Source organism: Amycolatopsis orientalis DSM 40040 = KCTC 9412, assembly GCF_000478275.1.
GTDB lineage: Bacteria > Actinomycetota > Actinomycetes > Mycobacteriales > Pseudonocardiaceae > Amycolatopsis > Amycolatopsis orientalis.
In genome coordinates this window covers 230,389-251,719 of record NZ_ASJB01000017.1, presented here as the reverse complement: position 1 = coordinate 251,719, position 21,331 = coordinate 230,389, and the positions used below count along the sequence as shown (strand labels likewise).

Here is a 21,331-nt window from a genome sequence, read left to right as displayed (position 1 = left end):
TTGAGCTTGCCCCGGTCCGGCGGACACCGTCAGAGTGGTCTTAGCGACCACGGAGAGGTGTCCTGGTGTCCAGAAGGTTTTCTGAGGAGTTCAGGGATCAGGTAGTGGATCTGTTCCGTCGTGGTGGGCGGACTTTCACCGAGATTGGCGCGGAGTTTGATCTGTCGCCGACCACAGTTGCGAACTGGGTGAGGAAGGCCGCGAACGACGAAGGGAAGTTGTTGCCCGAAGTTGCTGAGGCCACCGATGATTCCTATGCTCCGAAATCATCCGATAAGGCCGAAATCGTCAAGTTGAAGCGGAAGTTGAAGGAAAAAGAGGAGGAGCTGGAGATCCTGGGAAAAGCTCTGGCCTTCTTCGCACGCCGCAAGGACCAGTAGCGCTTTATGGCTGGATTCATGCGGAGAAGGCCCGCAACCCATCGAGATCGATCGCGCTGATGTGCCGAGTGCTGGATGTCTCTCGGTCGGGGTTCTACGACTGGAAACGCCGGCTGACGGGGCCGCCCTCACCGCGTGCGGTCGAAGATCGCGTACTGCTGGAGCAGATCACCAAGCTGCACGCCGAACTTGGTTCCTACGGTTCGCCGCGAATCCATCAAGAACTCATCCGAGCCGACGTACGCGTGGGCAGACATCGGGTGGCCCGGCTGATGCGGGAGAACGACATCCGCGCCATCCGAGGAAGACGCAAGACCAAGCCGCGTGCCGCGCCACCGATCAGGCGCCCGGAGATCAAAGATCGAGTACGCCGGATCTTCGACCGGCCACGCCCGAACATGTTGTGGTTCACCGACCTCACCATGATCAAAACCGGGCAGGGGTACCTGCGAGCGGCGGTCATCATCGATGCACACAGCCGCCGCGTGATCAGCTGGGCCGCCGCCGGCCACGAAACCCCGAACACCGCCTACACCGCACTACGCGACGCGATCGCACTCCGAAAACCGCCACCGCACTGCATTATCCACAGTGACCGCGGATACCAATTCACCTCCGAAACCTGGCTCACCATCGCACGGAAAGCGCAAATGATTCCTTCTATAGGGCAAAACCACAGCGCTCTTGACAACGCGGCCATGGAATCCTGGTTCGGATCATTTAAGAACGAGGCGCTTCATCCATATCCGCAGCCAAGAACAAACGCCGAAGCGCGCTGGATACTACTCAGATACATCACGTTCTACAACACAAGAAGACTTCACTCTTCACGCGGCTACCAAACTCCGATAGCCTATGAAACAGCTCACGCCCAACTGTCTGCCTAACCCGGGCAAGCTCAAATGCCGCGGTGAACGCGGTGGGCAAAACCGGCATCAAGCACGCTGCACCGATTGTTCGTTCCCGCCACGAACGGCTGGTGGGCCGCCGGGTAGACGACCCTCGGCAACGGCGGCCACACCACGCGATCGGGATCCCGATCACACCATTATGACCTGGCATCCTCCCGAAGTAGGAGGATCGAGCAGGTCCCGTCTCGCGTCCTCGCGCCCCCGTCGTGAATGTGGCCACCTGAGCCGGTCGTGTCGGAGCTTCCCAACCCGAGCATTCCGACACGACCGGCTTCTTCGGCTCAGGCCTGGGAACCCTGCCGACGCGACAACGTGGCCAATTGGCGTAGAGTGCGGAAGAACATCGTGCCGGTGGACTGGTCTCGTCTGTATGGTGAGACTGCGACGGCACGGGTGTAGCCAGAACGAGGCGGCCGGCCGCCCGACGGCGGGATGATGGCGAGCCTTTCATTCGGCCCGGCCAACCCGGCTCCGCTCACCTGCGCACTGTCGCGCGCAGCGTGCGCGACAGATTCTGGCTCTATACATGCTGGCCTTCTGAGCAACAACGACAGCGCTCGGGACCTGCGACTATCTCCGCCAAGTCCTAAGCGTTGACCAGACCAAGATCTATGAATTCCTCCACGGCACCCTGTTAGGCCTGAGGTATCCGGCACGGTTCGGCAGGCACGTACGCGCATCGGCACTGGACGAGACGATGGACGCTGCGGCATACCGCAGGCGGTTTCTCGCCGCCCCGGCCGCGGCCAGCGAGGCCGTGCTCGAAATGTTCACTAGTTGGTGCGCCTCTGTCGGCTCCTGTGAGATCCACCGGCAGGACGCGGTCGCAGCGCTGTGCCGGGTCCAGGTCAGCGTCGGCTCCGGCGGCTACTGCGGCCGCAAATAGGACTCAGCCTCTGTTGTCAGCCCTTTCGAGACCGCCGCCGCATACAAGCGGATGCACCAGTTCGCCCAGTGGCTGAACGAACTCGCCCACTGGCGCAATCCCCTCGGCATCTCCCGTGACACCACCACCGGCCAAGCCAAGCCGCAGACATTCAACTATGCCGACCCGGAATCGTCTGCCAGGATCTCGACCTGGCCATCCGCACGGACGACGGCGCCGCCAATGGCCTGGCGGCCGCCTGCCATGTAGCACCGATCGTGGGCTACGACACCAAGCGTGAGCGAGTGCACGTCCTCGTGCGCTGGCTGGCCGGGCCCGGCTCCAGAATCCGGCGCGGCGGTGTGGCCGCCAGCGAGCGCCGATCGCTGGCCGCAACCGGATCTCGCGCCGGCGAACCGGATCGCGCTGGGACTGGGCCTCCCCGCCCTTGGGGTCACCCTGGTGCTCACGCCACGGGTCGCCCCTGCAGCCCACATCTCACCTCGCCATCGGCAGATCGAGCAGCTGCCTCGGCCGGACGCCTTCCCGCTGCGCCACGCGGGCGAGGGCCGCGGTATTCTCCGGCGCGTCGGCGTTCACCTGGCCGCCGACGATCGGAACGCCCAACGAGGTCTGCCCGAGCGAGACCGTGTACCGACCGTCGCCTCCTGGGACGTAATCGTCCGATCCCGCGATGACTACCCCAAGCCGATGGCCGGCCGGGACAACGTGATCGACGGTGTAGAGCGGAATGTTCATGGTGTAGGTCTCCCCCGGCTTGACCGTGCCAGCCTTGGTGCGGTCGTTCGCGTGGCGTAGGCCGCCATGTCCGGTCGCGAATACCGTCGCATCGAGCCCTGGGAGTCCGTTGCGGGGAACTGCTGGACCGTGGCGCTCCCGCGCAGTGATCATCGGGTCCGCCAAGGTGTCGCCGAACGGTCTTAACGCCTATCTCGAGCTCAAGTGTCCTCCGGTGGGCTAAACCGGTAGCTCTGCGCAAAGGGGGATCGCAAGCCTGGATCACGGCACCGACCGCATTTTGCCGCACGCGGCGAGAAGGCTGATGTTTGGTTCCCGCTCGACCAACCGGTGACCGACGGGCGTCGGCTCACGTCTCGTGCGCGCACTCACAACCATACCGACGAAGGAAGCTATCCACGAAGGATTAGTCACGGTGAGGCCGTCGTGAAACGTTCGTTCCCGCGCATGCGCACGATCGCAGTCGCTGTGGTGGCGGTTCGCGGTGTGGCCGGAACCGGTTGCGGAAGTGGCTGGTACTACAGCGGTGAAATCCTGGGCGCGTCTGATGGCGGCCGTGTGGCGTACGACGAGAAGGTACTGGGCCACAGTACCGAGACAATCGCTCTAACGCCGTCTTCGGAGACCGCCCGCCCCGCTGAATTCAAGTTGTTGTGGGAGAGAGGTCATCACCTGGAGGTGGACGCGATCGTCCGGAACGCCCCAGAGCGGGTCGAGCGCGTCGTGCTGTCGAGTACCCCGCCACCGGCCGGGACCCAGGGCGCCGTGGCCAACGGGGCGCCGACGGATGACCCGAGCACCCGTGGCGGCCTTGATCCCGACAGCTCCGGGAGAGGCGTCGACCTGACGTTCGGCACGTAAAGCGGCAGCGCCTCCGAGGCCCGGCAGACTCAAGAGAATGGAGTAATTCCCTTCGTAGAGTGAAAAACTGAACTTCGTTCCGCGCTAGGTTGCCCCAAGGATTGTTCTGATCTTAGACTAACCAGCAGAAGCCGATTCGCCGCACGCTAGGATATGGGTTTGAGAGATGCTTTCAATGATTAGTCGGAACTTGCTTCGTCGAACCGTAATTTCTGCGATCATCGCAGCTGGCGCGCTACTGACCGCCCAACCGGCGGCACACGCGGATGTCGTCCCGGGGCAGACCTTCAAGGAGCCTCATCCCGTTGAGTCCATCCCTGTATTGGGAGGCGACCAAAAGCTACTGCTCGACTTCACTGACGACCTCGATAAGGCAGGAAAGGAGGCGACCGATTTTCTGATGGGGCGAGCCGAGAAGAATGGTAGCGTCATTACGCTATTCGGCCTCGTGAAGACGGATGGGAAATGGGGTGCACAGTTCTTCGAGCGATACGCGAGGGAGGGCGAGGCGCCGACCGTGAAGATTGTCGTTTTCGCTCCGTGGGCTCACGTGTCGACCTAAACTGACGGAGATGATTGACACCCGGTCTTGTTGATCAGCAGGAGACTCGGGAGAGTGGACCGCACCTGGACCGCGAGGCGCGTCGACGCCTCGCGGTCCTCCGTTATGTCGAAAAGTCAGCGGAAACCCGGCGTTGACGTGCCGCCAATTCAGGAGCAGGCGGCCGACCAGTCAACGCAGTACCCACAATGGTGGCCCAATTTGGGAAGTACTCGACCAGTTACGTCTGCGCCATCCTTGGCCAGTGCCGATCGGTACACAGCCTTCCACAAACTCGATGTGCAGAGTATCCACAGAAGCAGCAGTCGGTGAGGCTTTGTCACAACGAGCGAGACTACATCCGTCGGCGCAGCTTCGCGAGGACGAAACCCCTACAGGGTGAACCTACGCGCCCAGTGAGTGGCGCCCGATGCGACATGCCGAGCCAGACCCGCGCGAGGTCGCTCACCGTCGGATCCGCAGGTATTGTCCTCCACGGAACAAGTGCAAGCGACTTACGAGGCACACCCGTGTGACCAGCGCCATGATTTATGCAGTGCCATGATCAGCTTTTCATCATCAGCAAAATTGGGCGCCTCGCTGACAGGAACCCAAGTTGTGCCGAGAACCTGATCGTCGATCCAGTAGGTGAACTCGACACCGGTGCAAGCCACAGATTCAGGTGCACCATCGCGATCGACAGCCAACTCGCGAGTCACCCAATGCACCAACACCGACCGGTCATTCGACATCTGCATTCCTCTTGCACTTTACAACGGGCGATCAATAGGTTCCGCCGGCGGCGAGAAGCAAGGTCACCGCAGCACTGGACGCATGATCCCCTGCGCATATGCGACAGTAATCGCGTGCGCTCTGTTCCTGACATGTAGTGTACGGTAGATGTTCTTCGTGTGAGTGCGGACAGTCTCTTGCGATACTGACAATCGTTTGGCGATCTCGTTGTTATTGAGGCCGCCGCCGATAAGCTGTAATACTCTCAGCTGCTGTTCGGTCAAAGACGCCGGAGTCCAGTCGACTTGCGGAGCACATGGATCGTTGCCCGACGGAGTGCGCATCTCCGCCGGAATTAGCGGATCCCCGCAGTGTGCACGCCTCACCAAGTTGGCGAAATCTTTCGGATGCACTGTGCGCGGAATCATATGCCGGATACCTACGTCGGCAAGCCGATCGACGTGATCCACTGCGCCGACCAGTGCGACCACGGTGCCGGCCAGCTTCGACGTAGCGCCGGCTGTGTGCCTGGCCCAGCCGACCGCGATTCCCGACTCGATCAGCAGGATGTCCGGGCGGCGGGTCGCCGCCTCGCGGGACGCCGCCTCGCGGTTCGTGGAGGACCACGTCCAGCACAGGTCGTCGACGCCAGCGACGAGAACCTTAACTGACAGATGAACCAGCGGAATCCGATCCAGCAATGCGACTGTGATCGGCTTGGTCTTTGACGGTGCAAGCTGCGGTACGTGTAAGTTTGCACGACTATGCATACGTGTTTCTCCAAGGCGCTTGAGCGGCGGCTCTAAATGTATGTTCCACCTGGTTGATCGGCGAGATCATCGTGCAGTTTCGTGTAATACTTCAGGTGCCTCCGATGATGAATTGGCATACTCGGCCGAAACTACGCGCACTGTTCCCGTCGCCTGGGAAGCGTTGCGACCTTGGCAATCAAGCACGAAATGATCACGCTTGTCGTGATTCTTTGCACTGTTCGTCCAGGCACGGACATGGAAATCTGGTCGTCGCACGGGTCGGGAGTGGACCCCGCCTCGTCTTAGCCGACGATAGCTCCCGATCCGTGCCTCGGCCTCCGAGCGGCAGCCATCCGGCACGCGCCGGCCTATCTCGCGACAGAGATGGTGTCGAAATTCGTGATCGTGCCTCTGAGCTTCGCCGCCCCACTCTCCGAGCTAGTCCAGTCCCGGGGAACCGCATGGAGACTGCTGCGGCGCTACTGGGTGACGATCGAACTTCTGCTCACCACTTTGGCCACGATCGTCCTGCTGGTGCACACGCAGGTGATCGGCCACATCGCGACAACAGCCGCGCTGCCCTCCCTGCCACTGGAGCCGTTGTCCGGAATGCGGGTCCAACCGATCGTCGACGCCGCCGCGATCCTGATTCTGCTGGTGACCACCGTCGTGGCCGTCTGCAAAACCACAGGGCCTGACTCGTTACGGACAGCGCAAACCGAAGCAGCGTGCGCAGCCGTATCCCAGGTCACAGGTAAGCTGATCAAGTGCCCAAGCTCTGGATCGAGTCGGTCGAGACGCACCGGCAAGCGGTGCCGGACGCGGCCTTGGACACCGCTGCCACACTGGCCGGAGAACGTGGCCTGATCGCCTGGCGCCAGCGCCAGATCTCCCGCCACCTGAGCCTGCTCACCGCGGTGAAAGATCGCGCCGCCGAACCGCTGGGCCGCCTCACCGCTGCACTGGAGACCTACGACCTGATCTCCCACGAACACCACGGCACCGAACTGTCCGCCTTGCTCCACCAGGGCGAGCACGTCGAACACGCCAAAAGAGCATCTCAAGGGTTTCATCCAGGCACTGATCGCCGACGGCGCACGATCCGGCGACTTGTCCAAGTCACCCTGGACGGTCTCCTCCGCCACGACTGAACATGGGCAGCAGGCTTGCCAAGCAACTACTAGCGAAATTAGTATCACCCATGATAGGGCGCTCTCGAAGCATTCCACGCCGCTCGCGCCGCCCCTCCCCGTTGACGGCGCGAGCAGGCGCGTGCGGGGTCCCACATGACTCCGCACCCGCCTTTTTCACCTCACCGAAGCGATTAATCGCAAAACCAAACAACGTGCCGTCGGTCGAGTGCCGACTTTCCCGGATCCCGGAACGCCATGGTGACCCGATCCGCATTCGATCACAGTGTGTTCAAATACCATGCGGCCTCAACTACCTACGGTAGTAGTCGGCCGCGAAACCGAGTGAATTCTTCACGAATAGCAGAACCAGCGCGCCCAAAGGTGGCAGAAGCGAGTTCTTTGCTGATACGGTTCGATAACTGTGAGGGGCTATCCGACTACGCCGCGTCGCAGAGTGATGTCCATGCTGTGGCTCATCGCTCTGCTCTTTTGCCTTCTCTCTCTGCAGCTGGGGCAATGTTTCCCGCAAGCACACGCCCACGCGGACGAGCATGTCACCACCAGCCTCGCGACGCATGCACCGCCGACCGACGACTGCGAGCCGGACCACCACGCGCACAAGCAACCTGAGACCACGGACGTCATTAACCGCGGTACGCGAGGAGCGACGGATACCACGTGGTCGGCGATCCCTCCCGAGAATTCGTTTACCGGATTATTCCGGTCATCGGTCCACTGCTCCGGCTTTGAGAGCGCGGGGCGGGATCCTTGCAGACCCGGGCGCGCCTTACTTATCGAGATCTGTGTCACGCGAACGTGATCGGGCTGAACACCTCAGCCGTTCACGTCCGTCCAATCGTCGCGCCTCGCGACGATTCAGTGAAAGAGATCTCGATGAGGACACCCTTGTCCGCCGACGGCTCGACCCTGCCCGGGAACATCCTCCCGGGCCAACGGACCATCACACACGGCCGGAATCCGGCGAGTGCTGTGGGCAATACCCCGGTGCTGTGGATCGATGAGCCGGATACCGAGCCCGGCCGCGGCTTCTGGGCGAAGCTCGAAGGATTCAATCCCGGCGGCATGAAAGACCGCCCGGCCCTGCACATGATTTCCCGGGCACGGGAACGGGGCGACCTGGCTCCGGGAGCGCGGATCGTCGAGTCGACAAGCGGAACACTGGGGCTCGGCTTGGCGCTCGCCGGGATCGTCTACGGCCATCCGGTCACCGTGGTCACCGACCCGGGCCTCGAGCCGATCGTGCACCGGATGCTGGCCGCTCACGGAGCTCGCGTCGAGCTCGTCACCACCCCGCACCCCAGCGGGGGCTGGCAGCAGGCACGCCGGGAACGAGTGCGGCAGCTCCTCGCCGAAGAACCCGGCGCGTATTGCCCCGACCAGTACAACAACCCGGACAACGTGGACGCCTACGCGCCGCTCGCGCTCGAGCTGGTGGCGCAGCTCGACCGCGTCGACATCCTGGTGTGCTCGGTCGGTACCGGCGGCCATTCGGCAGGCGTTTCGCGAGTCCTGCGCACGCACTACCCGCAGTTGAAGGTCATCGGTGTCGACACCGTCGGGTCCACGATCTTCGGGCAGCCGGCGCGCCCACGGCTGATGCGAGGGCTCGGATCCAGCATCTACCCCCGCAATGTGGATTACGGCGGCTTCGACGAGGTCCACTGGGTCGCCCCGGCCGAGGCGGTGTGGAACTGCCGTCGTCTCGCCGCGTCACACCACGCGACCGGGGGCTGGAGCGTCGGAGCGGTAGCGCTCGTAGCCGGTTGGCTGGCGAGGACGGAAGAGGTCGACACGCGGATCGTCACGATCTTCCCCGACGGCCCTCACCGCTACTTCGACACCGTCTACAACGACGACTACTGCGCTGCGAACGACCTGCTCGGGCAGGTCCCCGCGGCTGAGCCCGATGTCGTCGACGATCCCGCCGCGCAGGTCGTCGAGCGGTGGACACGGTGCGCGCACGTCGTCGACCCGTCCGGAGTGCGGGCGTGAAGGATCTGGCCGTCAAGTTCCGGTCGTTTGACCGGCCTTCCCAGCTGTTGATGCTGAACCAGTTCACCATCAACCTGGGCTTCTACATGCTGATGCCTTATCTCGCCGGGCACCTGTCGGCGAATCTGGCGCTGGCAGGCTGGGCAGTGGGGCTGATCCTGGGCGTACGGAACTTCTCCCAGCAGGGGATGTTCCTCATTGGTGGCACGCTGGCCGACAGGCTCGGTTACAAGCCGCTGATCGTCGCCGGATGCGCGCTCCGAACGGGCGGGTTCGCCCTGCTCGGCCTGGTCGATTCGGTTCCGGCCCTGATCATCGCCTCGGCGGCCACCGGGTTCGCGGGCGCGCTGTTCAATCCCGCGGTGCGGGCCTACCTCGCCGAAGACGCCGGTGAAGAGCGGCGGGTCGAAGCCTTCGCGTTGTTCAACGTGTTCTACCAGGCCGGCATCCTGCTGGGCCCAGTGGTCGGACTCGTCCTGACGAGCGTCGCCTTCCAGGTGACCTGCCTCGTGGCAGCCGCGGTGTTCGCGGTCCTGACCGTGCTGCAGATCCGGTCCCTGCCCCCTCGTTCGCGCGCCAAGAGCGACCCTGCCGCGCGGACCTCGATCCGGCAGGACTGGGCGACCGCGTTCGGCAATCGCTCGTTCGTGCTGTTCGCGCTCGCGATGATCGGCTCGTACGTGCTGTCGTTCCAGGTCTATCTCGCACTCCCCCTCGAGGCTCGCCGGGTCGGCGGGCCCGGAGTGGCGGGCACCACACTGGTGGCGCTGCTGTTCGCGGTGTCCGGCGGACTGGCGATCGCCGGACAGCTGCGGATCACCGCGTGGTGCCGGCATCGGTGGGGACCGGGACGATGTCTCGCGGTCGGTCTCCTGTTCATGGGGGCGGCGTTTCTGCCGCCCATGCTCACCGCGGGCGCGACGGGCGATCCGGCGGTGAGCTGGGTATCGCTCATTCTGTCCGCGGCCCTGCTGGCACTCGGGACCATCGTGGTCTTCCCGTTCGAAATGGACACGATCGTCGCCCTGTCCGGCGGCAAGCTGGTCGCGACGCACTATGGGCTTTACAACACCGTGGTCGGCGTGGGCATCCTCCTCGGCAACCTCCTCACCGGGACTGCCTTGGACGTCGCGAGAAATGCCGGTGTCCCAGCGGCACCATGGGCCACCCTCGCCGTGATCGGCGCCGGTTGCGCCTGGTGCCTGCGCGCCCTCGACAACGCCGAACGCCTCACCCCGGTGACGGTGTGAAAGCCATGACGGCGCCAATGCCGAAGCAGATGGGTAACCTTGGGTCATGACGGCGAGCGCGCTCAGCAGAACTCAGCGGGTTGTCCTGCTGGGCGTGCTCGCCTTTTGCCTCACCACGATGCATCACCTCACGACGTCGACCGGCATGCCGGAGATGTCCCCGGCGGCGCAGGTCACCAGTCTGGACACGGTGAAGGAACAGTCGCCAAGCAGGACGGCAGCCATCCCACCTCACCGCACGACGACCACGGCTTTCTGCACCTGTGCCTCGCCGTACTCGGTGCGATCGGCGCCCTGATCGCCGGGCTGGGACTGCTTTTCCGGTTACGCCGAGCCGATCCGGTGCACCTGGCAGCCGAACCAGCCGGCCCTCACGCCCCGCCGGCACCGTCCAGACCTCCGGACCGGCAAGGCCGACTGATCTTGAACTCCTTGTGCGTATTGCGCGTGTGATGGACCGCTTTCGTCGATCACACTCATTTCAGCAAGACAAACAAGGATGTATTCACCATACGCAAATCATTGATCGTCAGCGGTGTCGCCATGGCCGCCGCACTTGTTCTCGCGGGCTGCAGCGGCAACGACGCCGGAATGTCCAGTATGGATCACAACTCGTCGGCGGCTCCGTCGGCCGGTCAGCAGGCTGGACACAACGCGGATGACGTCGCGTTCGCCCAGCAGATGCAGGGCTGGCTGACCGCCTAGGGCGCGAGCCCCGCGGCGAGTCCGAGCATGCCCATGGACCACGGTTCGATGTCGGCGACCCCCAGCGCGCCGACGACGGATCACGGCTCGATGTCCGGCATGATGACCGAGGCCGAAATGAAGGAACGAGCAGGCCAAGGGTGCCGACTTCGACAAGATGTGGCTCGGCATGATGATCAGGCACCACCAGGGCGCGGTCGACATGGCGAAGACCGAACTCGCCAAGGGTTCCAACGCCGACGCCAAGGCACTAGCCCAGAAGATCATCGACGCTCAGGAGGCCGAGATCCGCGAAATGCAAGGCCCGCTCCCGCAGGGCTGATTCGCTGCCGCCGCGCCCGGCGGCACTCGCCGGGTCTCGGCTGCATCCCTCGCCAGTAGGTACTATTACATCTAGTACTACTTGCCGTAGATCTCTCCCGACTCGGACGACAGGTGATCGACGTCGCGTCACGCGCTCCGGATCTGCACGCCGAACCGAAGCCATCTCGCGCAGGTCCTGTACTCATGGCACAGGACCCTCGCGTCCTGCACATCGACGCGAAAGCCGATCGCCTGCGAGCATCACTCGAAGATGCGGGATTCACCCTGACCGTAGCGGCCAATGTGGACGATCTCGACATCACCTTGCCTGCCGGCACCTACTTCGGGTCAATCCTGCTGATCCCGGAATCGTTGTCCGTCCGACAACGCCGCGCTTGTATTCCTTCGTCGCACGCGATAAGACGGGATATACTCAACTAGGCTGGGCCGCCAGAGCGCAACGGATCCGGCGCGCCGGTTTATCACCGCTGGCGGCCGAACGTCAAGCAGATGATCGACATCACCGAATACCCCACGGCCCAGGGCAAGCTGCATCTGAGTCCAATCAGGTGCCGGTACGTCATCAAGCGTCCTCGTCGCGACAGAAACACATTCCGCCCGCGTTCACGACGTTGTCTCCCTCGGATCAGCCGACGAAGTCTGCACCCTTTTACCCACTAGGCCATGAGGAACGGACAAGGCGAGCGTAAATACGTCTCCGGTCCGATCCACGGTTACCTTTCCGCCCTCCCTTGCGGTCCGCTCGTGGATCATGGCAAGACCCGAGCCGCCGCCGGTACTCTCACTTTGCCTACTGCAGTTGTTACGGATGCTAAGGTGATATTGCTTACCATCGTCCCGCAGGACGATCTCACAGGTAGTTGCGTTACTGTGTTTCAGGATGTTCGTCGTCGCTTCGCGGAGGTTCCAGGCAAGGATCTCGGCCGCCGGCCCTAATGGCGCCACAGTGGTGTGCAGATCACAATTTACACCCGCCGTTTTCAGCAGGTTCATCGCACCACACAGTTCACGCTCGAATTCAGTACCGAGATTGTTGTGCGCGATTGCGCGTATGTTTTGCAGCGTCTTTTTGGCTGCATCGTAGACGCCGCACAGTTCCACATTCGCGCGCTCCTGAGCCGTCGACATGAGTCGTTGCGCGAGTTCGGTGCGGAGCATGATCGCGACCATCGTATGGCCGACCTCGTCGTGGAGGAGCTGAGACATCTTACGACGTTCTTCGGCCGCACTGAGACGTGCCACCTCGGTGCGGGCTGCGTGCAGCTCACGAGTTAAAGCAATGACACCAGCTAGCGCATGTACGGCGACTCCGACGACGAACCACATAAGTGTGGTAAAAGCAACCACACTCAAGGTCGACATATGATTGATATCAATGATAAAAATATGATGCTCTGGCGCGTCCAGTCCATTGACGTAATTGAAGCAGTAGACAACAAGGACTGCGATATATCCAAGCCATGGACGAAGACCTGGCCACAGCAACAGGAATAGCCATCCCACCATGAGTTCGAGAGGATGAGCGTACGGATACAACCACATCTTTACAACGGCCAGCAGCAGGATCTGAGCACCGATCAAAGACACCTGCAGCCACCGATTGCCAGCGGCCGCCTTCTCCGTCAAGGCCAAAAGCAGAACGCCGAGCATGAGCAGGAGGACCACAAGCGTCAGAACTGCTCGCGTCCACCCGTAGAGCCCGATTGTCAACTGGGTCACTGGAAAGACCTGCGAGGCCAGGACAATGCCCACAATGGCCGCCTGGCTGGGGAAGCTGTTGGACCAGGTACGCCTACGCCAACCTTTAACCAGAGACGAGCGGTACACGACGTTCCCCAAACTCGACGCGAAGGCGACTCATCCAGCGATGATACGCTCCGGCATGAAAAAGTTCACTAGGCGCGTCGGCGCTCCGAGGTAAAACCCCCGACCGGGTGAGCCAACGAGACACGGCGAGACACGGCCGACGGGACATGAGGCACTGCGGAGCCGGCCGGCAGATTCTCGTTAACGACAGAGTCATTCCCGGTCCGCACCTGATCGACGCTCAGCCTATGCACACACAGAAGATGCTGCCTGCGCGACATAGATCAAACAGATGCCGATCAGGTCAAAGTCCCGACATTGTGTAAAATTTCACCTGGCCCACGTTCATATTCACCTGTACATTTACAGTGCCGTGAACAACATGGCCTTTGTGCGTGGTCTCAGGCCGGCAGAATTGCCCCAGGGACGACACGCCATAAGACGCGAGGTGCCCGATCGGGTGGAACCGTGACCCAAGACGCCAACCTCGCCACCATGATACCTACTCTGCAACTAAGCGAACTACACACGACCTGGTGCAGTTCTCGCAGCACTATGGAAGAGTGATCGACTGTGGACGCCCACGGGGCTCGAGGTCGCCGCAAGGTTCAACGAACCACCCGGCCCAGCAGTCCGGGGCCACTGCACGATCGTTCACTGTAACTGGACTCGCGAGGATCCGGCTGACAGGAGGGGACGGTAGCATGATCAGAATTCTGATCGTGGAAGATCAACGGGTGCTCAGGGAAGCCCTGGTCGCTTTGCTGTCGCTGGAGAACGACATCAAGGTAGTCGGCACCACTGAGCGGGGTGACGAAGTGCTCGACCTGGTCGCCACCACCGACCCGCACGTGGTGCTCCTCGACATCGGGCTCCCAGATGTTAACGGACTTACGGTGGTGGCTCGACTCAGGGACCGCTACCCCACCGCGCGGATCCTGCTTTTGACCTCATTGGACAAACCGGGAACGGTGCGAGAAGCACTCACCCTGGAGGTGAACGGGTTCCTCCCGAAAGGAGTGTCGAGCCGCGAGTTGATCACAGCGATACGCCACATCCACGCCGGTCAGCGCATCATTTCTCCGGAGTTGATGTCCAACGCGCTGTCAGTCGGCGACAACCCGTTGACCGCACGCGAGCGAGAGATTCTCGGATTTGTCGCAGATGGCACACCTCCTCCCGAGATCGCGCGGAAGCTGTACCTTGCCGAAGGAACGGTACGCAACCACATCACCAGGGCTATCGGCAAGCTCTCAGCGAGAAACGCCACTGAGTCCGTACGTATAGCCGCTCAGCGAGGCTGGCTATGAATCGGTGGCGGGCAACTTCGAATCCTCAGCATTTCCTATCACGCGTTCGGGGATTGTGCCACTTGCTTGCGCACGCTCGATCTCCAGTGCCATATTCGACAACATCACGTAGGGCGGCGGCAACCAAACTGCCATGGCTAATAGTATATCCAGTCAACGGCACGGGAGTGACGTAATCGCCATACCGCATCCGGCGAACCCACTTACCGACCGATAGAACCCAGACTTGAAGAGGCTTTCACAGTGCCATCTTTAGCGGCTAGCGAAAGGGCCGAAATCAGCCAAGAAGGTCGAGAGTAAACGCTCGTAACGACTCTGGTCGACGTTCCAGGAGCCGGTGTGCTCAGCGTCGGCAAACTCCTCGTACTGGATAGGCCAATTTAGCCGTCCCGCCGCGCCCGCGAGGGCACGGGAACCCTCGACAGGCACGACGGAGTCTTTGTCACCGTGAATCAACAGAGTCGGTGGCCTGACCCGCGGCGGATGGTCAATTGGCTTCATCTTGCTGAAGTCGACCCCCGCCCGAGCGTCGACAAAGGCCTCCGCTAGAGGCGAAAGGAACGTCGGCACTCCGCGACGAGCGGCCTCCAGGTTGACCGCCGCATGCAGATCGAGGGCGGGCGAGTCCAATGCCACCGCGACCACGGAATCAGCAAGCTTCGAGTTCGTGAGCAGCTGGGTCACGACCATCCCACCCATAGACCATCCGATCAGGACGAAGGCACGCGCACCTCTAACCCTGGCGAACTCCATCGCCGCCTCGAGGTCGCGCCACTCGGACTCGCCCAGATGACTGAAGCCATCGGGCGAGGCGGGCGCATTATAGTCGTTGCGATAGGTAATGTCCAGGATAGGCAGCCCTAGACGGTGCAGGGTAGTCATCGCCCGGAGACCTTCGCTACGAGCATCCGGCGTATGGATCCGGCCGTGTACTTCGATTGCCCAGGTGTCACCCCGACCTGGGACGTACCAGGCTGGCGCCTCACCGAGCTCGGTCGGAATCTGGACTTCCTCGAAGGTCAGGCCGATCGTGGCCGGGTCGGCCGTCGGCACTCGGTTGGCCACAGCCACCTCGGTCCCATCCGGAGGCGGAGTGCCCGACAGGAGTGTTCGCTCGACTCGCTCGGAGTCATTGCGGACGACCGCACCCACCTCGGCGTGCGAACCGGCCTTCCACAGTAGGTTGAACGTGCCAGGACGAGCGGTAGCTTCGGAGGCCGCCAAGATGACCGTATCTGCGGTGGACCCGAGCACCATCTGGTCGTACGACACTTGACCGCCATCGGATGTGCTCAGGATCTCGCCGCTGTAATACCACCCGACCCCGAAACCTAGCGCGCCAGCCGAACCGACGATAGCGCTCACTGCGACGAGAGCTGTCCGCTTCTTCGGGAATCTGCGGCTCACGACGGCCTCACCGTGAGCAGGCTTGTCGAGATCGTTCCTTTATCGGTCGCGTCGAAGGTGCGAGCGCGCACCGCGAGCTGAACCTCGCTCGTCACCGGCGGGTCGACCGGAAACCAGATCTCGGTTCTTTCACCAGCGCCTATGTTATACGACCGCTCCGTGCTGCGGTCCAGGTTCACCTTGCCCTCACACGACGGCGAGGCGCCATTTACCAACAGTGGACATTTCAGCTCGACATAGACGCTACGACCATCAGGTGTGACTTTGCCAGCTCCAATCACTGTCGCGCGGGACCGCCATGGCCCGGCAGGTGGGAGTCCAGCCTGCAAATAGGAACGCAGGGCGCCACCGAACTCCGGCCAGATGAACTCGGACCCGTACAACTGGTGCTTGATGTCTGGCCTGGACGAGAGGGTCGGTGTCGCAACGGGATCATCCTCGATCGCGCCAAGAACGAGGTCGTGAAACCTTCGCTCGGCCGCACCGCCGCTACCGGAACCACTGACACTACTGGCGCCGAAACCGCTGCCGCCAGTACGTACCGTAACCACCCCCTGAGATGGGAAAACCGTGACCAACTGCCCCTTCATGCCCGCGTATTGAAACATGTCCTCCGGAAGGCCGAGCATATTCTCGTTGTTACATTCCTTGACGGCAGTACGCCAAATCAGGAATCCATAGCATGGATATGCTTCTATCGGCTGCAACGCGAGCTTTACATAGTCATTCGACAAGACTTGATTACTGTTCCAAATGCCACCACGGCGCATGAGCTCACCGAGCCGGCCGTAAGCATCGGCAGTCATGTGCAGATCATAGAACCCCAGAGTATGACCCCTGTAATCTCGTCCCCAGGACCACGTTCCAGGGTCGATGCCGATCGGTGTAAACAATTGCTCTTGCAAAAAGACCTGAAAATCTACCCGAGCCGCACGCCCTATCGCCTCGGCGACCAGTGCAACACCCGACTGCCAGTAATTCCAACGTTTGCCGGGTTCATCGATCAGACTTGTGGTCAGGCCGTCGACAATCCGGTCGAGGAGGGTGGTGTTGAAATCTCGCATGACTTGCTGATCGTTTCCGGCTGTCATGGTGAGCAGATGCCGCATCGTCAATGCACCATGCTGGATATCCGCCTCAGGGAAGAGAGCACCGATCGGATCGTCCGGACTGATCAAGCCCAGTGTCCACGCCCGACCGAAGGCCAAGGAAGTCACCGACTTGGCCACCGACCAACTCTGCGCCTTCTGATACGCATCCTCTGGCACGTCTGAATTTTCCGCGACAAGGCAACCGTTCCGATACACTCGCACGGTTTCGGAACTATTCGCTTTCGCGAACTCGATCGCCTTGTCGATCTCGGTCTGATTCAAGCCCACGCTCGCAGGTGTGGCCCGCTGCCATCTTATTCCAGGCTCAGAACACGCCTGAGACGACGAAGTGAGTTCACTCGCGCCGACCGCGTGAGCACCCCAGTTCATTAACAGAACAATTATTATCAATGCATACCGGACCATGCGCCTCAACAGCATTCGCCACTCCCACCACATTGTGCGACCGACTCGAAAGTCAAGCTATCGAACATCATCTGCAAGCAGATTACAAACAATCACGCCAATCGACAATCATTACATTCAATAACTCATACTCGGCTAGTGTTCATAATTATGAACGAGCGAGGCCGTCAGACCTCAATCCGAGCCGACCTCGTCCAAGACCCTGACCACTCTGGTCTGGCTGCCACCAATAGGACAGCGAGCACACCTTCGAGCACGAATCGCTACCCGTCGAGACGGGCTACGGAGCCTGCCAGTTCACCACTCCGAGGCTCATGCTCACGCGCGTTTGGCATTCGCCGACGCTCCACCCTGGCCATCGCAAAGACGTTCGACTGGTTACCTTCGCCGGCGACCCACCATAGATACTCCTCAGCCGCTCGCCCTTTACCCCACGGTTGGCTCTCCGAGTGGAATCAGATCGGAAAGCAGGGGAAATACCCCATACCAGAGCGTCGCCGCGATCGCGATCAGCACACCGACCAATATCACCAGCCGAATCGCGTGAGGACCTGGAAGTAGCTGCCACACGAACCTGATCACGAAGTGCCTCCCGGTGCCCCCGCAGTCGAACTTGGAGTCTTCGGGGCCGTTGAGTGAAGCCGTCCGACTACAATCAGCCGCTCGTAGTTGTCCCATTTTGGATTACATGTTGTCAGGGTGACCTGCGCAGCGCTGGGCGCTGCGCCGGGCTCGCCAGGAACCGCTGCGAGAACCGCGGAATCCCCTGGGCTCGTGATGCTAGTTCTCTCGGCTAGGTACACATACCGTGCGCTCTTGTCTTCAATAAGTATCTCGTCACCCGGTTGGACTTTGTCCAAATCCCAGAACAATCCGGGACTCCGGTGTGCCGCGACCGCGAAGTTCCCGAGTGCACCAGGCAATTGGCTACCCCGGTAGTGACCGGGTGCCGCTCGGAGGCTCCGCTGGTCCGTGCCTTCGACAACTGTCCATCGCAAGCCAAGGCGGGGAATCGAGAGGTGAGTCAGCGGACTTCCCTCGGGAACGGTCCGCTCCCCCGCAGGAGGTTCCTGCTGCCAGGACTCGGAGAGTTGCTGGCCAAGGCTCACCTGGGTATCCTCGACCTCCCTCAGCTTTCCCCATTTCTGGTATGCGAGAAAGCCGCCGAGGACCAGGCCGAGGATTGCCAACAACTCCCCAGTGAAGCCGATGACCCGCCATATCACCGGTGCGCGTGCACTGTGTCGGACCGGTCGGTGCGGTGATGCTCGGCTCGTGGTCGTCACGGCAGGCCGACCGATTGCTGCGTGTTCCACGATGCCCAGGAGGCCGTGGCGGTCGGGTCGCCGATCACCTTTTGGGTATTCACATCAAGCATTCGGCCGATCGCGTCGATCGAGCGGTACGCGGCGTCACCCGCACCGAATGGGTTGGCGACATTCGGAAGCCTGCTCCTGCCCTTCAGAATGCCCCGGGCCGCCGCGACGATTCGCTGGCACTCGGTACCGACCAAGTACGCGAGACCCGCCTCCACTGCCTCGCGACGTTCCGTCGTCTCGCGCACGACCAGCACAGGCACCCGGAAGGTCGGTGCCTCCTCCTGGATGCCCCCGGAGTCGGTGATCACGAGTGCCGACCTGCTCAACGTCCAGATCAGGTCCGGATAGTCGAGCGGCTCAGTGATCGTGACGTTGGGACAGTCGCCGAGAGTTAGCTCCACCTGCGTGCGGACATTGGGATTGGGATGGGCGGGCAACGCGACGGTGGCGTCTGGGAACTCCTGGGTGATACGACGCACCGCATCGAGGACATGCGCGATGCCATGCCCCCAGGACTCCCGGCGATGCACCGTCACCAGCACCAAGGGACCGGCGGCGTTTCCGGCTGCCTCGAGCCCCTGGTCGCGGGGCGGCATATCCTGAGCTGCGACGTATCGTGCCGCGTCCACCACGGTATTGCCGGTGATTTCGACCAGCTCAGGGGGAACGCCTTCCGCCACGAGTGCCTTGGCCGCTGCCGGTGTTGGCGCGAGATGTAGTGAGGCGATGCGGGATACCAGTTGCCGGTTCGCTTCCTCTGGAAAAGGTGAGGACAGGTCCCCGGTGCGCAATCCGGCTTCCAGGTGGACTACCGGAATCCGCCGCCAGAACGCTGCGAGCGCGCAGATCAAAGCGGTCGCGGTATCCCCTTGCACCAGCACCACGTCCGGACTTCGGTCGGCTAGCAGCTTGTCCACGGCGGGCATCATCAGCGCGCACAACTCGCTCAACGATCCATCCACTCGGGAGAGCTTCAGTTCGACATCAGGGAACAGGCCGAATGGAGCCAGCCCCTGTTCCACCATGTCGGGATGTTGTCCGGTCGCGACCAGCGTGGTCAAGAAGCCGGCCCTCGAAGCCGCCAGCGCGACCGGCGCGACCTTGATCGCTTCCGGCCTCGTTCCCGCGAACAGCAAGATCTCGTGTGGCATGATCAGTTTCCGTCCTCTCGGGACAGTCGCCTGCGACGGTGGGCGAACAACGCGATCAGCGTGCCGGCGATGATGGACGCCACGGCGAGCGAGATCCACCAGCTCAAATTGGCGCCGGTCACTGCGAGCCCGCCCACTCCACCAGTGACGCCGCCGATTCCAGGCTTGTACATTTGCTTCCTTCTTTCACTGTTAAATAGCTGGATATTTGAAACACTGCGATACTCGATCAAACTTCGATGGCGATTTCCCGACCGCTTACCGCCTCGGCGTTGCGCCGGGTCTTGGCCCAGCCATGCTGCCCGCGGATGATCCGCCAGACCGCGCGCAAGGACGTCACGTAGAAGGTGCAGACATACAGCGCGAACCCAAGGCCCATACCCAGCCCCGTGAAAAGACCGCGTTGTCGGCGACATTGGAACTGGTAGATGAAGCCCCAGATCACGAAGGGGCCTGTGGCCAGCACCGCGAACAGCACCAGCATCAGCCAGCCGCCTCCGCTCACCGCGGTCACCTTTGCAGATGGGTCACTGATCACCTGCCAGAGCAGGAGCATGAAGGGAATGGGGTAAACGGCTATGCCAACCAGTTGCAGCCAAGGTTGGACCAGGTAGTAGCCAACTTCGGCGACACCGACCGCTCCGAAATATGACGACCGCCAGACCGCGGGGAGGTAGCGGATGCATTGCATCGTTCCCTGACCCCAACGGGTTCTCTGGGTGATGAATCGGCGTAGGCTGTACAGACCCTCTTGGGAGACATGGGTGTCCGAGGTGGCAGCCGTACGCCAGCCGGCCATCAGCAGGTGCAGCCCGAGTTCGTAGTCCTCCAGTAGCAGGCCACGCCAGGGCTGGCCGGTTCCCCGTGCGATGCTGTGCAACGCGGACATCCGCGTGAACTGGCCGTTACCGCCCATCGCCACCGTCCCGGCGTATGCCCGCGAATGCTGGACGGCAGAGATCGCGGTACGGAACTCCATGTCCTGTAGTTGGACGAGTTTCAGCGCAGCCCATCGCTTAGGGCGGCTTGGCCAGTCCGGTTCGACGTTCTGGTTCAGCATTTGGACCTCGATCTGTACGGCACCCACAGCGCCATTGCCGAACAGGTGATCAGCGGCGCACACGTCAAGGCAGTTCGGGGCGAGCACCCCGTCCGCGTCGACGACGCCGACGATGATCTTCTCCCGGGACAGATGCTTGCCCAGCCAGGCGTCGAGTTCCTGGTAGGCGGCGTTGAGCGCGTCGCCTTTCCCGGTGCGCGCTTGTGGAGGGCGCCTGCGCACCAAATGGAGCTGTGGATCGGGGTCACCCGCGGCGTACATGAGCGCGGTCACCACTCGCGCGGTGCCATCGTGCGAGTCGTCGTCGATGACCCATACGTGTGCGTCGGGAAAAGTCGCCCGCAGCCGAAAGATCGTGTCACCGATAACGGCTTCCTCGTCTCGACACGGAACGAAGATGTGCCACTCGAACTCGTCGGCGTTGCCTTCGGCATACTTCCTCCGGTTCACGAATGGCACCACGATCGCGCATACGTACGTGATGAACACAGCGCTACTGATGTAGGTGAAGACCTCGATTACTGTGCTGAACATG

At 62.0% G+C, this 21,331-nt stretch carries 23 protein-coding genes; 12 read left to right on the top strand and 11 right to left on the bottom strand.

Going from position 1 to position 21,331, the window contains the following annotated elements; all coding sequences use genetic code 11:
- Positions 1 to 65 precede the first annotated feature (65 nt).
- From L324_RS06075 to L324_RS06070, 3 genes are all read left to right on the top strand, one after another.
- Positions 66 to 380 (top strand): transposase, encoded by a 315-nt coding sequence (locus tag L324_RS06075; protein ID WP_037304832.1) that lies wholly within the window; start codon positions 66 to 68, stop codon positions 378 to 380.
- Positions 381 to 394: 14 nt separating this feature from the next.
- Positions 395 to 1,267, top strand: coding sequence for an IS3 family transposase (locus L324_RS41390; RefSeq protein ID WP_152546712.1), 873 nt, complete (start codon positions 395 to 397; stop codon positions 1,265 to 1,267).
- Between the two features lie 721 nt (positions 1,268 to 1,988).
- Positions 1,989 to 2,177: a hypothetical protein gene (locus L324_RS06070; RefSeq protein WP_037304830.1), complete on the top strand. Its 189-nt coding sequence runs from the start codon at positions 1,989 to 1,991 to the stop codon at positions 2,175 to 2,177.
- 477 nt (positions 2,178 to 2,654) lie between these two features.
- Here the strand turns inward: L324_RS06070 and L324_RS41385 are convergent, their stop codons facing one another.
- Positions 2,655 to 3,068, bottom strand: coding sequence for a CocE/NonD family hydrolase C-terminal non-catalytic domain-containing protein (locus tag L324_RS41385; RefSeq protein WP_081736206.1), 414 nt, complete (start codon positions 3,066 to 3,068; stop codon positions 2,655 to 2,657).
- 273 nt (positions 3,069 to 3,341) lie between these two features.
- Between L324_RS41385 and L324_RS06060 the strand changes: the two genes are divergently transcribed.
- Both L324_RS06060 and L324_RS42115 read left to right on the top strand, forming a co-directional pair.
- A complete protein-coding gene (locus L324_RS06060) occupies positions 3,342 to 3,776 on the top strand; it encodes a DUF8805 domain-containing protein (RefSeq protein WP_161780824.1) in 435 nt (144 codons plus the stop codon).
- Positions 3,777 to 3,942: 166 nt separating this feature from the next.
- Entirely contained in the window at positions 3,943 to 4,338 is a 396-nt protein-coding gene (locus L324_RS42115; RefSeq protein ID WP_152546710.1) for a hypothetical protein, read from the top strand.
- A gap of 494 nt (positions 4,339 to 4,832) precedes the next feature.
- Here the strand turns inward: L324_RS42115 and L324_RS42110 are convergent, their stop codons facing one another.
- From L324_RS42110 to L324_RS42105, 3 genes are all read right to left on the bottom strand, one after another.
- Positions 4,833 to 5,069 carry a hypothetical protein gene (locus L324_RS42110; RefSeq protein ID WP_152546709.1) on the bottom strand — a complete coding sequence of 79 codons (237 nt, stop codon included), beginning with the start codon at positions 5,067 to 5,069 and terminating at the stop codon, positions 4,833 to 4,835.
- Between the two features lie 63 nt (positions 5,070 to 5,132).
- Complete coding sequence (locus L324_RS41380) at positions 5,133 to 5,750, bottom strand: helix-turn-helix transcriptional regulator (RefSeq protein ID WP_235783412.1); 618 nt, start codon at positions 5,748 to 5,750, stop codon at positions 5,133 to 5,135.
- A gap of 530 nt (positions 5,751 to 6,280) precedes the next feature.
- Entirely contained in the window at positions 6,281 to 6,946 is a 666-nt protein-coding gene (locus L324_RS42105) for a hypothetical protein (protein ID WP_152546708.1), read from the bottom strand.
- A gap of 882 nt (positions 6,947 to 7,828) precedes the next feature.
- Between L324_RS42105 and L324_RS06035 the strand changes: the two genes are divergently transcribed.
- The 6 genes from L324_RS06035 to L324_RS42100 all read left to right on the top strand — a co-directional run bounded on the left by L324_RS06035 (position 7,829) and on the right by L324_RS42100 (position 11,646).
- Positions 7,829 to 8,947 carry a PLP-dependent cysteine synthase family protein gene (locus tag L324_RS06035; RefSeq protein ID WP_081736211.1) on the top strand — a complete coding sequence of 373 codons (1,119 nt, stop codon included), beginning with the start codon at positions 7,829 to 7,831 and terminating at the stop codon, positions 8,945 to 8,947.
- Complete coding sequence (locus L324_RS06030) at positions 8,944 to 10,197, top strand: MFS transporter (protein WP_037304821.1); 1,254 nt, start codon at positions 8,944 to 8,946, stop codon at positions 10,195 to 10,197. Before L324_RS06035 ends, L324_RS06030 begins: the two co-directional genes overlap by 4 nt.
- 46 nt (positions 10,198 to 10,243) lie before the next feature.
- Positions 10,244 to 10,495 (top strand): hypothetical protein, encoded by a 252-nt coding sequence (locus L324_RS06025; RefSeq protein ID WP_037304820.1) that lies wholly within the window; start codon positions 10,244 to 10,246, stop codon positions 10,493 to 10,495.
- Positions 10,496 to 10,740: 245 nt separating this feature from the next.
- A complete protein-coding gene (locus tag L324_RS42680; RefSeq protein ID WP_161780823.1) occupies positions 10,741 to 10,902 on the top strand; it encodes a hypothetical protein in 162 nt (53 codons plus the stop codon).
- Between the two features lie 169 nt (positions 10,903 to 11,071).
- A complete protein-coding gene (locus L324_RS44225) occupies positions 11,072 to 11,224 on the top strand; it encodes a DUF305 domain-containing protein (protein ID WP_438938440.1) in 153 nt (50 codons plus the stop codon).
- Between the two features lie 113 nt (positions 11,225 to 11,337).
- The gene (locus tag L324_RS42100; RefSeq protein WP_152546707.1) at positions 11,338 to 11,646 is read left to right on the top strand and encodes a hypothetical protein; all 309 of its coding nucleotides are present in this window, start codon (positions 11,338 to 11,340) and stop codon (positions 11,644 to 11,646) included.
- Between the two features lie 183 nt (positions 11,647 to 11,829).
- Here L324_RS42100 and L324_RS41365 read toward each other — a convergent pair whose 3' ends face one another.
- Complete coding sequence (locus tag L324_RS41365; RefSeq protein WP_152546706.1) at positions 11,830 to 12,978, bottom strand: sensor histidine kinase; 1,149 nt, start codon at positions 12,976 to 12,978, stop codon at positions 11,830 to 11,832.
- A gap of 758 nt (positions 12,979 to 13,736) precedes the next feature.
- On the opposite strand from L324_RS41365, the gene L324_RS06010 reads away from it, so the two are divergent.
- Complete coding sequence (locus L324_RS06010; RefSeq protein WP_037304817.1) at positions 13,737 to 14,342, top strand: response regulator transcription factor; 606 nt, start codon at positions 13,737 to 13,739, stop codon at positions 14,340 to 14,342.
- Between the two features lie 252 nt (positions 14,343 to 14,594).
- Here the strand turns inward: L324_RS06010 and L324_RS06005 are convergent, their stop codons facing one another.
- The 6 genes from L324_RS06005 to L324_RS05990 all read right to left on the bottom strand — a co-directional run bounded on the left by L324_RS06005 (position 14,595) and on the right by L324_RS05990 (position 21,330).
- On the bottom strand, positions 14,595 to 15,749 hold the full coding sequence (locus L324_RS06005; protein ID WP_037304815.1) for an alpha/beta hydrolase family protein: 1,155 nt from the start codon (positions 15,747 to 15,749) through the stop codon (positions 14,595 to 14,597).
- Positions 15,746 to 17,128: a serine hydrolase domain-containing protein gene (locus tag L324_RS06000; RefSeq protein ID WP_037304814.1), complete on the bottom strand. Its 1,383-nt coding sequence runs from the start codon at positions 17,126 to 17,128 to the stop codon at positions 15,746 to 15,748. The genes L324_RS06005 and L324_RS06000 overlap by 4 nt, the downstream gene beginning before the upstream one ends.
- A gap of 716 nt (positions 17,129 to 17,844) precedes the next feature.
- Positions 17,845 to 18,492: a class E sortase gene (locus L324_RS44070; RefSeq protein ID WP_161780822.1), complete on the bottom strand. Its 648-nt coding sequence runs from the start codon at positions 18,490 to 18,492 to the stop codon at positions 17,845 to 17,847.
- 56 nt (positions 18,493 to 18,548) lie between these two features.
- A complete protein-coding gene (wecB, locus tag L324_RS05995) occupies positions 18,549 to 19,736 on the bottom strand; it encodes a non-hydrolyzing UDP-N-acetylglucosamine 2-epimerase (RefSeq protein ID WP_051173658.1) in 1,188 nt (395 codons plus the stop codon).
- A 2-nt stretch (positions 19,737 to 19,738) separates the two neighbouring features.
- The gene (locus L324_RS42095; RefSeq protein WP_152546705.1) at positions 19,739 to 19,909 is read right to left on the bottom strand and encodes an LAVTG motif-containing sortase-dependent surface protein; all 171 of its coding nucleotides are present in this window, start codon (positions 19,907 to 19,909) and stop codon (positions 19,739 to 19,741) included.
- Positions 19,910 to 19,965: 56 nt separating this feature from the next.
- Complete coding sequence (locus L324_RS05990; RefSeq protein WP_051173668.1) at positions 19,966 to 21,330, bottom strand: XrtP-associated glycosyltransferase; 1,365 nt, start codon at positions 21,328 to 21,330, stop codon at positions 19,966 to 19,968.
- Position 21,331 lies beyond the last annotated feature (1 nt).

Coding starts and splice junctions, on each gene's coding strand:
- L324_RS06035 (WP_081736211.1), top strand. CDS start 7,829: ATGAGGACACCCTTGTCCGCCGACGGCTCGACCCTGCCCGGGAACATC.
- L324_RS42115 (WP_152546710.1), top strand. CDS start 3,943: ATGCTTTCAATGATTAGTCGGAACTTGCTTCGTCGAACCGTAATTTCT.
- L324_RS06010 (WP_037304817.1), top strand. CDS start 13,737: ATGATCAGAATTCTGATCGTGGAAGATCAACGGGTGCTCAGGGAAGCC.
- L324_RS06070 (WP_037304830.1), top strand. CDS start 1,989: ATGGACGCTGCGGCATACCGCAGGCGGTTTCTCGCCGCCCCGGCCGCG.
- L324_RS05990 (WP_051173668.1), bottom strand. CDS start 21,330: ATGTTCAGCACAGTAATCGAGGTCTTCACCTACATCAGTAGCGCTGTG.
- L324_RS42680 (WP_161780823.1), top strand. CDS start 10,741: ATGGCCGCCGCACTTGTTCTCGCGGGCTGCAGCGGCAACGACGCCGGA.
- wecB (WP_051173658.1), bottom strand. CDS start 19,736: ATGCCACACGAGATCTTGCTGTTCGCGGGAACGAGGCCGGAAGCGATC.
- L324_RS06025 (WP_037304820.1), top strand. CDS start 10,244: ATGACGGCGAGCGCGCTCAGCAGAACTCAGCGGGTTGTCCTGCTGGGC.
- L324_RS44225 (WP_438938440.1), top strand. CDS start 11,072: ATGATGATCAGGCACCACCAGGGCGCGGTCGACATGGCGAAGACCGAA.
- L324_RS42095 (WP_152546705.1), bottom strand. CDS start 19,909: ATGTACAAGCCTGGAATCGGCGGCGTCACTGGTGGAGTGGGCGGGCTC.
- L324_RS41385 (WP_081736206.1), bottom strand. CDS start 3,068: ATGATCACTGCGCGGGAGCGCCACGGTCCAGCAGTTCCCCGCAACGGA.
- L324_RS42110 (WP_152546709.1), bottom strand. CDS start 5,069: ATGTCGAATGACCGGTCGGTGTTGGTGCATTGGGTGACTCGCGAGTTG.